A 14,782-nucleotide genomic window follows, 5' to 3' on the forward strand; every position below is an offset into this window, starting at 1 on the left:
GGCGACGTCCCAAGTCGCCAGCCAATGACGCGACCTTCGGGGAAACGAACCAGATGACCACCAAGATCACCCGCCGCACGCTGGGCGTCAGCCTGGCCGCCCTGACGGCCGCCGCCATGCCGGGCCTGTCGCTGGCCGCGCCGAAGACCGCCGGCGACAAGCCGCTCTACAAGGATCCGACCGCCAGCGTCGACGCCCGGGTCAAGGACCTGCTGGGCCGCATGACGCTCGAGGAAAAGGCCGCCCAGCTGGTCGGTATCTGGCTGACCAAGGCCGCCATCCAGACGCCGGAAGGCGACTTCTCGCCGGCGGCCGCCAGCAAGAGCTTCCCCAACGGCCTGGGCCAGATCTCGCGTCCCACCGACCGCCGTGGCCTCAAGCCCGTGGCCGTGGTGGGCGCCGCCGCCGGAGCCGAGGACGGCACCAAGGGCCGCAACGCCGTCGAGACCGCCCGCTACACCAACGCCGCCCAGAAGTGGGCCATGGAGAACACCCGCCTGGGCATTCCCATGCTGATGCATGACGAAGCCCTGCACGGCTACGTGGCGCGCGACGCCACCAGCTTCCCGCAGGCCATCGCCCTGGCCTCCACCTTCGACACCGAGTTGGTCGAGAAGGTGTTCTCGCTGGCCGCCAAGGAGATGCGCGCGCGCGGCTCCAACATCGCCCTGGCCCCCGTGGTCGACGTGGCCCGCGATCCGCGCTGGGGCCGGATCGAGGAGACCTATGGCGAGGATCCGCACCTGTGCGCCGAGATCGGCCTGGCCGCCATTCGCGGCTTCCAGGGCAAGACCCTGCCGCTGGCCAAGGACAAGGTGTTCGTCACCCTCAAGCACATGACCGGCCACGGCCAGCCCGAGAACGGCACCAATGTCGGCCCGGCCCAGATCGCCGAACGCACCCTGCGCGAGAACTTCTTCCCGCCGTTCGAGCGGGCGGTGACCGAGCTGCCGGTGCGCTCGGTGATGCCGTCGTACAACGAGATCGACGGGGTGCCCTCGCACGCCAACCACTGGCTGCTGACCAAGGTGCTGCGCGAGGAGTGGGGGTATCAGGGCTCGGTCCAGAGCGACTATTTCGCCATCAAGGAAATGACCTCGCGCCACCAGCTGAGCGACAAGCTCGAGGACGTGGCCGTGATGGCCCTGCACGCCGGCGTCGATGTGGAGCTGCCCGACGGCGAGACCTACACCCTGCTGCCCAAGCTGGTGAAAGAAGGTCGCGTGCCCCTGGCCGCGATCGACGCCGCCGTCTCGCGCGTGCTGAAGATGAAGTTCGAGGGCGGCTTCTTCGAAAATCCCTATACGGATGAAAAGACCGCCGACGCCAAGAACAACACCCCCGAGGCCATCGCCCTGGCGCGGGAAGCCGCCCGCAAGGCGGTGGTGTTGCTGAAGAACGACAAGGGCGTGCTGCCGCTGGACGGCAAGAAGATCAAGCGCCTGGCCCTTCTGGGGACGCACGCCAAGGACACCCCGATCGGCGGCTATTCGGACGTGCCCAAGCATGTGGTCTCGATCCACGAGGGCCTTACCGCCGAGGCCAAGGCCGCAGGCTTCGCCCTCGACTATGCCGAGGCCGTCCGCATCACCAAGAGCCGGTCGTGGTCGGCCGATCCGGTCGACGCCGTCGATCCCGCCGAGAACGCCAGGCTGATCGCCGAGGCGGTCGAGGTGGCGAAAAAGGCTGACGTCGTCGTGATGGTGCTGGGCGACAACGAGCAGACCAGCCGCGAGGCCTGGGCCGACAATCACCTGGGCGACCGCGACAGCCTCGACCTGGTCGGCCAACAGAACGATCTGGCCAAGGCGATCTTCGACCTGGGCAAGCCCACCGTGGTGTTCCTGCTCAACGGCCGTCCCCTGTCGGTCAATCTGCTGGCCGAGCGCGCCGACGCCCTGGTCGAGGGCTGGTACCTGGGCGAGCAGACCGGCAACGCCGCCGCCGACATCCTGTTCGGCCGCGCCAATCCGGGCGGCAAGCTGCCGGTCAGCATCGCCCGCGGCGTGGGCCAGCTGCCGATCTTCTACAACCGCAAGCCCACCTCGCGCCGGGGCTATCTGTTCGACGAGAAGACGACGCCGCTCTATCCGTTCGGCTTTGGCCTTTCGTATACCAGCTTCGACATCTCGGCTCCGCGCCTGGCCAAGGCCAGCATCGGTCAGGGCGAGAAGGTCACCGTCGAGGTCGATGTCGCCAACACCGGCAAGGTCTCCGGCGACGAGGTGGTGCAGCTCTATATCCACGACGTGGCCGCTTCTGTGACCCGTCCGTTGCTGGAGCTGAAGCACTTCAAGCGCGTCACCCTGGCGGCCGGCGCCAAGACGACCGTGACCTTCGAGATCACCCCGGCCGACCTGTCGCTGTGGAACCTGGACATGAAGCGCGTGGTCGAGCCGGGCGCCTTCCAGATCATGGTCGGGCCCAATTCGGTAGACCTGAAGAAGGCCACGCTGACTGTGGCCTGATGGCGGATGCTCCCCCTCTGGGGGAGCTGTCGCGGAGCGACTGAGGGGGCCTTCACGGCATATGCCGAGCTAGCCCCCTCCGGCCCTCTGGGCCACCTCCCCCGGCGGGGGAGGATCTATCTTGCTGGGAGTGAACACCATGCGTCGCCTGATCCTCGCGCTGACCGCGGCCACCCTGCTGACCAGCCCCGCCGCCGCCCAGGACCTGCTGAACGCACTGTTCTCCGACCACGCGGTGGTGCAGCGCGACCGGCCCCTGCCGGTGTTCGGAACCGCCAGGCCGGGCGAGACGGTGACCGCCGCCTTCGCAGGCAAGACGGCCACGACCACGGCTGACCCCAAGGGCGCCTGGCGTCTCGATTTGCCGGCGACCCCGGCGGGCGGTCCCTACGACCTGACCGTCGCGACCGCGACCGCGACCCAGACCGTTCGCGACGTGCTGACCGGTGATGTCTGGCTGTGCTCGGGCCAGTCGAACATGGAGCTGAAGGTCGAGGCGGCCAATGACGCCTGGAACCAGATCAACAACGGCGCGCCCAATGACGCGATCCGGATGGTGACGATCGAGAAGGCCGACGGCCGCGCGCCCAAGGCCAGCTTCGCCAAGCCGCCGGTTTGGAAGCCGACTAACAAGCAGACCGTCGGCCAGTTCTCGGCCGTCTGCTACTACTTCGCTCGCGAGCTGCAGAAGACCCAGAAGGTCCCTCTGGGTCTGGTCCATGCGTCATGGGGCGGCTCTGGCATCGAGGCCTGGATGACGCCGACGGCCCTGCGCAAGGTCGGCGGCTATGACGACGCCATCGCCACCCTGAACCTGTCGACCACCGATCCCGTCGCCGCCAGCCGCCGCTGGGGCGAGACCATCAAGGCCTGGTGGGCGCCCAAGCATCCGGGCGAGGCCGCCATCGCCCCCTGGACCGGGGCGGGGCCCTGGACCCCCGCGCCCAAGGACCTGGGCGTTTGGGAGCGCTGGGGCGTGCCCGTCCTGGCCGAGTTCAACGGCGTGGTCTGGTTCAAGGCCGAGGTCGAGCTGACCGCCGCCCAGGCCAGCCAGGCCGCGACCCTGAACGTCGGCCAGGTCGACGAGATGGACACCACCTATCTCAACGGCGTCGGCGTCGGCGCGACCTCGGGCGCCTGGCTGGACCGATCCTATCCGCTGGCGGCCGGAACGCTGAAAGCTGGCAGGAACACCATCGTGGTGTCGGCCTATGACACCTACGCCAATGGCGGAATGTACGGCGACCCGGCCAAGCGCGCCCTGGTGCTGGCCGATGGCGTGCGCCTGCCGCTGGACGCGTGGACCTACCGCATCGAACCCCGCGTGGGCGACGACCAGCCCCGGGCGCCGTGGGACACCCTGGCCGGGGTCTCCACCCTCTATAACGGCATGCTCGCGCCCATGGGCCCCTTCGCCTTCAAAGGGATGGCCTGGAACCAGGGCGAGACCAATGTCGGCCGCGACAAGACCTACGCCCCATTGCTGACCGCCTTCATGGCCGAGCGGCGCGAGGGGCAGACCCCGGACATGCCGGTGCTGGTCACCCAGCTGGCCAATTACGGCGCCTGGGCGACCACCCCGGTCAATTCGGCCACGGCCGCCCTGCGCGAGGCCCAGCGCCGTGCTGTGGTCGCCGACGCCCATGCGGGCCTGGCCGTCACCACCGACATCGGCGATCCCTACGACATCCACCCGGGCAACAAGCAGGAGGTGGGGCGCCGCATGGCCCTGGCCGCCCGGCGCATCGCCGGTGACGCCGTGACCACCGGCCCCGCTCCGGTGTCTGCCAAGCGCGTGGGCGACACGGTGGTCGTGGCCTTCGAGCAGATCGGCGGCAAGCTGGTCACGCGCGGCTCGGACCGGGCGATCGGCTTTGAGCTGTGCGACGCCGCCGGCGCCTGCCGCTGGTCCGACGCGCGGATCGACGGTTCGACCGTGGTGGTGACGGTTCCCGCTGGAGCCTCGCCCGCCAAGGTGCGCTTCGCCTGGGCCGACAGCCCGACCTTCAACCTCTTCGACAGCGCGGGCCTGCCCGCCGTGCCGTTCGAGATGGCGGTTCGGTAGGTGTCCTCTAGCTCCGCTCTCCCCGCCGAAAGCCGGGCTGATGCGCCTTCTGACCGGGCCAAGTCCGGTCACGGGGGTGGGTTCGATCTGGACCCCGACTTTCGCCGGGGAGAGCGGGGTAGGGGGATCTGGCCGGCGATCGCGGCGCTGGTTCTCGCCGGCGCACCGGCCACGGCTGTCGCTTTCGCCGCGCCGACCGCCGCCCATGCCGCCGAGCCGGCCGCGATCACCGTGACCCAGGCCCCCGGCGCCTTCGCCCTGATCGCCAACGGCCAGCCGGCCCGTATCGAGGCCGATGTCACCGACTATCCCGGCGTCCTGCGCGCCGTCGCCGACCTGAGGACCGATCTCGCCAAGCTGTCCGGCGGCGCCGCGCCCGCCAAGGACGCGCCCGTCGTGATCATCGGCGCCATCGGCAAGAGCGCGGCCATCGACGCCCTGATCGCCTCTGGCAAGCTGGACGTCTCGAAGGTGGCGGGGCAGTGGGACGGCTTCGTCCAGCAGGTGGTCGACAACCCGCGACCCGGCGTGAAACAGGCCCTGGTCATCGCCGGCGCCGACAAGCGCGGCGCGATCTATGGCGCCTATGACCTGTCCGAACGGGCGGGGGTGTCCCCCTGGGCCTGGTGGGCCGACGTCCCGATCACTGCTCGCAAGGACCTCTTCGTAGCTCCCGGCGCCAACGTCCAGACGCCCAGGGTCAAGTACCGGGGCATCTTCCTCAATGACGAGAACCCGGCCCTGTACGGCTGGGCCAACAAGACCTTCGGCGGCTTCAACCACGCCTTCTATGAGCGGGTCTACGAGCTGATCCTGCGTCTGAAGGGCAACTATCTGTGGCCGGCGATGTGGGGCAAGGCGCTCTATGACGACGACCCGCTGAACGCGCCGCTGGCCGACGAGATGGGGGTGGTCATCGGAACCTCCCACCACGAGCCGATGATGCGGGCCCACATCGAGTGGGAGCGCTACGGCTCTGGTCGCTGGGACTACGCCGGGAACCCGGAGAAACTGCGCGACTTCTGGCGCGAGGGCGTCACCCGCATGGGGACGAACGAGAGCCTGGTGACGGTCGGCATGCGCGGCGATGGCGACGAGCCGATGAGCGAGGGCACAGCCACCAAGTTGCTGGAAACCATCGTCGCCGACCAGCGCAAGATCATCGGCGAGGTGACGGGCAAGCCGCCTGAGAAGACCCCCCAGGTCTGGGCGCTCTACAAGGAAGTGCAGGACTATTACGACGCCGGCATGCGCGTTCCCGACGACGTGACCCTGCTGTTCGCCGACGACAACTGGGGCAACATCCGGCGGCTTCCGGAACCCGGCAAGACCCGGCCGGGCGGCTATGGCGTCTACTATCACTTCGACTATGTCGGCGGCCCCCGGAACTACAAGTGGCTCAACACCAACCAGATCGAGCGGGTCTGGGAGCAGATGAAGCTGGCCGATGACTACGGGGCCGACCGCCTGTGGATCGTCAATGTCGGCGACCTGAAGCCCATGGAGCTGCCGACCGAGTTCTTCCTCGACTATGCCTGGAACCCCGACGCCATCACGCTGGAAAAGCTGCCGACCTACACCCGCGACTGGGCGGCGGCGCAGTTTGGGCCCGAGCACGCGGTCGAGATCGCAGCGCTGCTGGACGGCTACACCAAGCTCAATGCGCGGCGGAAGCCCGAGCTGATCGATCCCTCGACCTTCAGCCTGATCCACGACCGCGAGGCCGAGCGGGTCGAGGGCGAGTGGACCGACCTGGCCAACCGCGCCGACGCTGTTCGCGCGACCCTGCCCAAGACCGCCGACGCCGCCTTCTTCCAGCTGGTCTGGTTTCCGGTCCAGGCCAGCGCCAACCTGAACCGTCTCTACATCGCCGCCGGCCGGAACCGGCTGTACGCCGCTCAGGGAAGGATCGGGGCGGCCTACGCGCAGGCCGACCGGGTCGAGGCGCTGTTCAAGACCGACGCCGAGCTGACGCGCCAGCACGACGCGATCGCCGACGGCAAATGGGTCCACATGATGGACCAGACCCATATCGGCTATACCAACTGGCAGCAGCCCGATCGCAACATCATGCCCCCCGTCGAGCGGCCCAGTCCGCCGCGCGCGCCTATCCCCAGGATCGGGGTGGCGATAGAGGGGCGCGAGGCGGCGGTGACCGGGGTGGCGGAGCTGCCGGTTCTGCACCGCTATGGAGCGCCGTCGCGCTGGATTGACGTCTTCGACGCGGGCTTCTCGCCGACCCTCTTCGAGGTCGCCGTCAGCGCGCCCTGGCTAAAGGTCGCGCGCGGGCCGTCCGATCCGACAGGCGATACGCGCCTGGAAGTCTCGGTGGACTGGGCCAAGGCTCCCAAGGGTCTGGTCCGCGCGCCGATCACCATCAAGGGGGGAATGAACACCTTCACGATCACCGCCGTGATCGACAACCCCGCGCGAAAGATCGCCAAGGGCGCCTTCATCGAGGCGGGCGGGATCGTCGCCATCGAGGCCCAGCACTATGTCCGCGCGACGGCGACCGACGGCGTCGGCTGGAAGACCATTCCGAACCTGGGCCGCACCCTGTCGGGCGTGGCCGCCTATCCGACGACCGCTGCGCCCAGCATCCCCGGCCGGGGCCCGGCCCTGGAGTATCTGGTCGACTTCGAGAAGGCCGGCCCGACCGACCTGACGGTCTTCGTCGCGCCCAGCCTGGATTCCCGGGGCGACAAGGGTTTGCGCTACGCGGTGTCGATCGACGACGCGGCGCCGGTGGTGGTCAACACCATCCCCGACGCGTCCGAGCGCGCCTGGAACAAGGCCGTGGCCGACAATGTCCGGGTCCTGACGACACGCCTGGAGATCCCTTCGGCCGGAGCGCACCGCGTCAAGCTATGGCGAGTGGATCCGGGCGTGGTGTTCGAGCGGCTGGTGCTGTCGCGCCTGCCGTTGGGCGGCAGCTATCTGGGACCCGTGGAAAGCAGGCGATAAATTAGAGCTGTAAATTCCAACGTGACAGTGTCATCTAACCTCCTCTATCGTCCAGGGGGAGGCCTCGTATGACCCAAGAACCCGACGGCATGATCAGCACGCTGAAAGTGGCGCCGCGTCGCCGGCCACTGGACTTGGTGATCATCGCCGCTGTGATGATCGGCCTGGCGGCGGTGGTGCTGGTCAGCTGGACGCTCAAGCAGAAGCAGGCCGACGCGATCGAGGACACCTATTGGAGCCTGAACGGAGCGCGTTGCCCGTCCTCGGACGCCCAGACCCTGCGCGGCGCCCGCCCGCCGATGGCCGCTACCTTCGAGGGCGCGAAGTTCGAGCGTCGCTCGGGCTTCATCGAGTGTGTTCGCCATCGCTACGACCTGGGCAAGGGGCGTCGGGACTATCCTGTCTGCCAGTTCAGCAGCCCCCAGGTCGTGGGCGTGACCGTCGGGGCGGTGGAGACCTTCTTCGCCCAGCCCACCGGCCGCTCGCTTCGCATCGCCATCGCCGACGGCAAGCCGATCTGCGTGCTGATCGACCGGCTGCCGATGAAGTGAGGTCGGGGAAAAGGAGAGCGCGCCAGGGCGCCTAGATCGCCACTCGCTTGGCGATGGCGCTGCGGCGGGCGCTGGTTTCCAGCTTGGCCTTCTGCACGGCTTCGGTTTCCGTGGCGTGCAGCAGGTGCTCGATCACCCGCTCAAGGTGGTCGCGCATGGCCTGGCGGGCGGCGTGCGGGTCGCGGGCCTTCAGGGCGTCGAAGACGCGCTTGTGCTCGTGGATCCGCGGCTCCAGGCCCATGCCGCGTGCGCGGGTGAGGATGTTGCGGGCCAGGGGCGAGCGGTTGCGCCAGTCCCACAGGTTCTCGATCGTGGCGATGATCGCGCCGTTGCCGGTGGCCCGCGCGATGATCATGTGGAACTCGCGGTCGGCGTCCTCGCCGGCGATTTCCTCTTCCTCGTGCATGCGCACCATCAGCGCTTCAAGCTGGGCCAGCTGCTCGTCGTCGATGCTGGTGGCGGCCAGGGCGGCTGCCTCGCCCTCGAACAGGCGGCGGGCCTCGATCAGCTCGAAGGCGCCGATCTCGAAATCGAGCTCATGGTTCGGGGCGGCCGGGCGGGCGCTGCTGGTGACATAGATGCCCAGGCCGTGGCGAGCCTCGATCATGCCCAGCATTTCCAGGGCGATCATCGCCTCGCGCAGGGTAGGGCGGCTGACCCCGAACTGCTCGGCCAGTTCACGCTCGGTCGGCAGGCGGTCGCCAAGCTTGTATTGTCCGGCCTCAATGGCGTCGGCCACGGTGTCGGCGATACGGCGGTAGAGCTTGACGTTGTCGGCCATGGACGAATTCAGGTCTCGTGCGGCCCGAGGGCCGGTTCAGGTCGGTCACATCAAGTATCACGCAGATTCTCGACATCCGCTCGCCTTTTCACCGGTGACGCGCCGCTTTACGCTCCTGCTTCACCAATCGTGCATCGAGCCGTCCTCACGGCGGGCCACGGGCAGGTAGGCGCGCTTGTAGGGATGGCCGGCGGCCAGGGTCTCGTCGATATCGACGCCCAGGCCCGGCGCCTCGCCCGGGTGCAACATGCCGTCGTCGAAGGTGTAGGCGTGCGGGAACACCGCGTCGGTCTCCGGCGTGTGGCGCATGTATTCCTGGATGCCGAAATTGGGGATCGACAGGTCGAAGTGCAGGGCCGCGGCCATGCTGACCGGCGACAGGTCGGTGGCCCCGTGGCAGCCCGTGCGGACGTTGTGGAGGTCGGCGAAGCTGGCGATCCTGCGCAGGTGGGTGACGCCCCCCGCATGCACAACTGTTGTGCGGATATAGTCGATCAGCTGTTCCTGGATCAGCTGCTTGCAGTCCCAGATCGAGTTGAACACCTCGCCCACGGCCAGGGGGGTGGTGGTGTGTTGGCGCACCAGCCGGAAATTATCCTGGTTCTCGGCCGGTGTGCAGTCTTCCATCCAGAACGGGCGGTAGGGCTCCAGGTCCTTGCCCAGGCGACCGGCCTCGATCGGCGTCAGGCGGTGATGGACGTCATGCAGCAGATGGACGTCCCAGCCCAGCCGCTCGCGGGCGGCCTTGAACAGTTCGGGGGCGGCGCGGAGATATTTCTCGGTCGACCAGATGGTTTCCTTGGGCAGGTCGCTGTCGGCCGGCTCGTAGAAGAACTTGTCCTTGGAGACGCCGTAGGTCCCCTTCATGCCGGGCACGCCCGACTGCAGGCGGATGGCCTTGTAGCCCTGCTCTGCATAGGCGGCGGCGTTGGCCAGGGTCTCGTCGATCGTCTCGCCGTTGGCATGGCCATAGACCATCACGCCCGTACGGCAGGCCCCGCCCAGCAACTGATAGACCGGCAGGCCGGCGACCTTGCCCTTGATGTCCCACAGCGCCATGTCGACCGCGGCGATGGCCGACATCGTCACCGGCCCGCGACGCCAGTAGGCGCCCTTGTAGAGGAACTGCCAGACGTCCTCGATGTTGTGGGCGTCGCGGCCGATCAGGCAGGGGATGACGTGCTCGGTCAGATAGGCCTCGACCGCCAGCTCGCGGCCGTTCAGCGTGGCGTCGCCGATCCCGTAGGTCCCGTCCTCGGTCATGATCTTCAGGGTCACGAAATTGCGGCCCGGGCAGGTCACGATGGTCTTGGCGGCGATGATCTTGGACATGGGACGCTTTCGTCTGGGGCCAACAGGAAGGCGACCAGACGCGACGCGGCAGACCTGCGCGGCGTCGTGAGGGGTTCCCTCCCGATCATCGGTTTAACGGTGGGGGATGGGTTGTCAACCACGAGGTCAGACCACTATGTGTTCGGTGTCCCGACCTCTTCCGATCGGGTGGATCAAAGTTTCAAAGAAACCGCTCTACCCGGCGCAAGCCGGGGCCCAGATCGAACCCCTGAGCGATGGTGAGCTTGCGAGGCCGAAGCCGCGCCCACCCCAACCGCTCTGGATCAATCTGGATCTCGCCGGGAAGAGCGGAAGAAAAACTGTCTGGGAGTGAACGATGCGCCTGCTGACCGTCATCTGCCTGCTGGCCGGCCTCGCCGTCGCCCCCGTCGCCCGCGCCGAGGACGGGCATGACCTGTGGCTGCGCTATCGGCCGGTCGAGGCCAGCGCGGGTTACGCCCCCGCGGCCATCGCGCCGGTGGCCGACACCCCGACCCTGAAGGTGGCCCGCGCCGAGCTGGAGCGCGGCCTCGCGGGTCTGATCGGCGCGCCCTCGGCGCAGGCTGACCGCGTCATCCTGATCGGCACGCCGGAAAGCTCGCCCGCCATCGCCAGGCTGACCCTGCCGCTGAAGGCCGCCGGCGACGAAGGCTACCTGATCCGCACCGTCACCGTGGACGGCAAGACGACCACGGTGATCGCCGGCAATCGCGATGTCGGCGCCCTGTATGGCGTGTTCCGCTACCTCTCGCTGATCCAGACCCGCCAGCCTGTGGATAACTTGAACATCAGCGACGCCCCCAAGGTGAAGCTGCGGATGCTGAACCACTGGGACAACCTGGATCGCACCGTCGAGCGCGGCTATGCGGGCCAGTCGGTCTGGGACTGGTGGAAGCTGCCCGACTACAGCGCCGATCCGCGCTACGTGGACTACGCCCGCGCCAACGCCTCGATCGGCATCAACGGCACGGTGCTCAACAACGTCAACGCCAAGGCCCTGAGCCTGACCGCGCCCTATATCGCCAAGGCGGGCGCGCTGGCCGACGTGTTCCGGCCCTATGGCATCAAGGTCTATCTGTCGGCCCGCTTTTCCTCGCCCATCGAGATCGGCGGCCTGAAGACCGCCGATCCGCGCGATCCGGCCGTGAAGGCGTTCTGGAAGGCCAAGGCCGACGAGATCTACAAGGTCATTCCCGACTTCGGCGGCTTCCTCGTGAAGGCCAATTCCGAGGGGCAGCCGGGGCCGCAGGACTATGGCGCCACCCATGTCGACGGGGCCAACATGCTGGCCGACGCGGTGGGTCCGCACGGCGGCGTCGTGATCTGGCGGGCCTTCGTCTATTCCCACGAGCAGCCCGATGACCGCGCCAAGCAGGGCTATTCCGAGTTCAAGCCGTTCGACGGCCAGTTCCGCGACAATGTGGTGATCCAGGTCAAGAACGGCGCGATCGACTTCCAGCCGCGCGAGCCGTTCCACCCGCTGTTCGGGGCCATGCCCAAGACCAATCTCGGCATGGAGTTCCAGATCACCAAGGAATATCTCGGCTTCGCCACCCACCTTGTCTATCTGGGGCCGCTCTACGAGGAGACCCTGCGCTCGGACACGATGGCCCACGGCAAGGGCTCGACCGTGGCCAAGGTGGTCGACGGCTCGCTGGACGGCCGCAAGCTGACCGTCATGGCGGGGGTAGCCAATATCGGCGCCGACCGTAACTGGAGCGGCTCGCAGTTCGATCAGGCCAACTGGTACGTCTTTGGTCGCCTGGCCTGGGACCCCGAAGCCTCCACGCGCGACATCGCCGCCGACTGGGCCAGGATGACCTTCAGCAACGACAAGCGCTTCGTCGCGCCCGTCGTCGACATGATGATGGGCTCGCGCGAGACGGTGGTCGACTACATGACGCCGCTGGGCCTGCACCACCAGATGGGCCGCAGCCACCACTATGGCCCCGGCCCCTGGGTCAGCGGCGGCGAGCGCGCCGACTGGACCAGCGTCTATTACGCAAAGGCCGGGCCGGACGGCCTGGGCTTTGACCGCACCGCCACGGGAAGCAACGCGGTGGCGCAATACGCCCCTCCGGTGGGGGCCTGTTTCGCCGACCTGAAGTGCGTCGACGAGAAGGACCTGTTGTGGTTCCACCACCTGTCCTGGGACTATCGCCTGAAGTCGGGCCAGACCCTGTGGGATGGCCTGGTCACCCACTATTCGCGAGGCGTCTCGGCGGTCGACGCCATGGGCCGCACCTGGGCGGGGATGGCCCCCTATGTGGACGCCGAACGCCATGGCCAGGTGACCGATTTCCTGGCCATCCAGAAGCATGAGGCCCAGTGGTGGCGGGATGCGTCCGTCGCCTGGTTCCAGTCGTTCTCGAAGCGCCCGCTGCCGGCGGGAGAGGCCCCGCCTCCACATAGCCTTGAGTACTACGAGGGGCTGAGCTTCCCCTACGCGCCGGGAATCTGACGAAGGCGGATGATGGATGAGGAGCATCCCAGTGGGCGAAACCCGCTCATCCATTCGCCGCGCGGCTCACCGTCCCTCCGGGAGGGCAGGCTGCGGTCAGCGATCGGCGTTCAGCCGGGCGATCATCACCTTGCCGACCTCGTTCATCGCCGCCGAAACGTCCCGGCTCCAGACGGCCGGATCGACGGTGACCTCGTAGGTCCGGGTCTTCTGGCCGCCGACCCCGGCCATGATGCCGATGGCGCTGGCCACGCCGTCGCCGATCTTGCTGCTCCGCGTGGTGGTGTCGTCGGCCGAGACGATGGAGTCCGGCATCACGATGGGGCTGGTCAGGGCGTAGCGGGCGCGGTGGCCCTGGTCCATCATCGTCGACTTGGCCTGTGGGGTCAGCACCCACAGCTGGGTGTCGATCGGCAGCAGGGCGACATTGGCCTTGCTCTTCACCCGGGCGGTCGGCGGGCGCATGCCCAGCACGCCCCGGCCGCGCGCCTCGATCTCGGCGAAGTCGACCACCATCCGCACGCCCAGCACGCCGGCGTCCAGCTCCTTCATGGCCATTTCCTCGGGCACGAAGGAGCCGGTGGTGGTCATGCTGTCGCCCACGCCCCTGATGCGGCCGTCCAGGGGCGTGAAGTAGAACTTGTAGCCAGGAGGCGAGTAGAAGCCGCTGCGGTTTGCGCCGCCCCGGATATAGGGCGCGGGCTTGGCCATGTTCATCAGTCGCACCATGCCCGGACTGCGGGCCAGGGCGTCCTGCAGCGGAATGATCGTCACGCCGGTGGCGGCCAGCTGCTCGACGAACTTGGCGTAATAGGCGTCGGTGATCGCCTGCATGTCCTCCGGGCTGGGCCCCGAGAGCGTGTAGCTGACCTTGGACTGCTGGAAGCTGGAGCCGGTCGAGGCGGCCGAGGCGTTCATCACGAACTCGACCTGGAAAGAGGCGATCACCACCTGCCTGAGGCCTTTGACGCCGTTCTTCTCGTTCTGCCAGATCAGGCCGGGTCCGGCCTTGGACAGATCATCGCCGGCGGCGAACTCGATCGGCGCGGCCGCCGACGCGGTCTTGGGGCCCAGATTGATCAACGGCTTGGCGGCGTGGGCGGCCGGGGCGGCGGCCAATACAGCGCAGGCCAGGCCGGCGCGCAGCGGATTCCAGAAGCTCATCATGTCTCTCCAGCGGTGAGCCGCCGGGATAGCGAGGACCTATCAGGGCCACTTGGAAAAATCGGACATCGTGAAGGCGGCGACGCTATCGCAGCCTGGCGTGCAGTCCCTGATAGGCCGCGCCCAGGGCCGCCAGTCTTCCACGCGCCGCAGGACCCAGCATGGCGTGGGGCAGGGCGAAATAGCGCGAGGGGGCCATGCCCATGAAATGGTTGAAGTCGCGGGTGAAGTGGGACTGGTCGAAATAGCCGTCGTCGATCACCTCGCCCAGGGTGGCGTCGGGCCGTTCGCGCAGGGCCTGAAGGGTGCGCAGGAACCGCTGCCGGCGGATCAGCAGCTTGGGCGCGAAGCCGAACATCCGCAGGCTGAGACGGGTGACGTGGCGGGGGGAGAGTTCGAGACTGATCGCGATGGCCTCGACGGTGTCGAACGCCGGATCGAGAAGGCGCTCGTGAGCCCTCAGCAGCAGAGGCTCGAGGGAGGGCCCGCTGGCGTCCAACGCCGTGAAAAGGGCGTCCAGCAGGTCGGCCTGGGCCCGGTCGTCCGGCGCTTGGCGCAGGGCGTCCAGGATCTGGCCGGCGCGGTCGCCCAGCACCGCCTCCAGAGGCGCGACCCTGTCGGCCAGGTCGCTGGCCGCGACGGTGACGAATCGCGCCCAACCCAGGGGCAACAGGCCGACGCCCAGCACTGTCCCGGCCCGGCCACGCACGATCCCGGCCTTGCTGGTGGGACCAAACAGGGCCGCGGTCGGGGCGGGATCGTATTCAACGCCGCCGATCCGCGTCGACCAGTCGCCAGACACCGTAAAGCGGATATTGGCCCATTCGGGGTGTAGCAGGTCTTCCACGGGGCCGCAGGGCTCCGGGATGTCGACCCAGTAGTAGGCGGTGATGAAGCGACGCAGCGCTGGAGCCGGCAGCAGGAAGCGAACGGACGGCGTCGGAATCGACAAGACGATGAACCCGGAAACTGGCGACTCTACCTGGGGATGTTGGT

The 14,782-nt window shown here is 68.0% G+C and carries 9 protein-coding genes; 5 read left to right on the forward strand and 4 right to left on the reverse strand.

Going from position 1 to position 14,782, the window contains the following annotated elements:
* Positions 1–53 precede the first annotated feature (53 nt).
* The 4 genes from ACQY9P_RS11960 to ACQY9P_RS11975 all read left to right on the forward strand — a co-directional run bounded on the left by ACQY9P_RS11960 (position 54) and on the right by ACQY9P_RS11975 (position 8,048).
* Positions 54–2,468, forward strand: a complete 2,415-nt coding sequence (locus tag ACQY9P_RS11960) for a glycoside hydrolase family 3 N-terminal domain-containing protein (protein WP_421739039.1) — start codon at positions 54–56, stop codon at positions 2,466–2,468.
* A gap of 139 nt (positions 2,469–2,607) precedes the next feature.
* A complete protein-coding gene (locus ACQY9P_RS11965) occupies positions 2,608–4,533 on the forward strand; it encodes a sialate O-acetylesterase (RefSeq protein ID WP_421739038.1) in 1,926 nt (641 codons plus the stop codon).
* Positions 4,534–7,497 carry a glycosyl hydrolase 115 family protein gene (locus tag ACQY9P_RS11970; RefSeq protein WP_421739037.1) on the forward strand — a complete coding sequence of 988 codons (2,964 nt, stop codon included), beginning with the start codon at positions 4,534–4,536 and terminating at the stop codon, positions 7,495–7,497.
* Between the two features lie 68 nt (positions 7,498–7,565).
* On the forward strand, positions 7,566–8,048 hold the full coding sequence (locus ACQY9P_RS11975) for a hypothetical protein (protein WP_421739036.1): 483 nt from the start codon (positions 7,566–7,568) through the stop codon (positions 8,046–8,048).
* 31 nt (positions 8,049–8,079) lie between these two features.
* Here ACQY9P_RS11975 and ACQY9P_RS11980 read toward each other — a convergent pair whose 3' ends face one another.
* Together ACQY9P_RS11980 and manD are read right to left on the reverse strand one after the other, a co-directional pair.
* Positions 8,080–8,829 (reverse strand): FadR/GntR family transcriptional regulator, encoded by a 750-nt coding sequence (locus tag ACQY9P_RS11980; RefSeq protein ID WP_421739035.1) that lies wholly within the window; start codon positions 8,827–8,829, stop codon positions 8,080–8,082.
* Between the two features lie 120 nt (positions 8,830–8,949).
* Positions 8,950–10,161, reverse strand: a complete 1,212-nt coding sequence (gene manD / locus ACQY9P_RS11985) for a D-mannonate dehydratase ManD (RefSeq protein WP_421739034.1) — start codon at positions 10,159–10,161, stop codon at positions 8,950–8,952.
* Positions 10,162–10,498: 337 nt separating this feature from the next.
* On the opposite strand from manD, the gene ACQY9P_RS11990 reads away from it, so the two are divergent.
* A complete protein-coding gene (locus ACQY9P_RS11990) occupies positions 10,499–12,622 on the forward strand; it encodes an alpha-glucuronidase family glycosyl hydrolase (protein WP_421739033.1) in 2,124 nt (707 codons plus the stop codon).
* A gap of 96 nt (positions 12,623–12,718) precedes the next feature.
* Here the strand turns inward: ACQY9P_RS11990 and ACQY9P_RS11995 are convergent, their stop codons facing one another.
* Both ACQY9P_RS11995 and ACQY9P_RS12000 read right to left on the reverse strand, forming a co-directional pair.
* The gene (locus ACQY9P_RS11995; RefSeq protein ID WP_421739032.1) at positions 12,719–13,786 is read right to left on the reverse strand and encodes a hypothetical protein; all 1,068 of its coding nucleotides are present in this window, start codon (positions 13,784–13,786) and stop codon (positions 12,719–12,721) included.
* A gap of 85 nt (positions 13,787–13,871) precedes the next feature.
* On the reverse strand, positions 13,872–14,738 hold the full coding sequence (locus ACQY9P_RS12000; RefSeq protein ID WP_421739031.1) for a helix-turn-helix domain-containing protein: 867 nt from the start codon (positions 14,736–14,738) through the stop codon (positions 13,872–13,874).
* Positions 14,739–14,782 lie beyond the last annotated feature (44 nt).

The sequence above is a fragment of the Caulobacter sp. genome, from assembly GCF_965279145.1.
GTDB lineage: Bacteria > Pseudomonadota > Alphaproteobacteria > Caulobacterales > Caulobacteraceae > Caulobacter.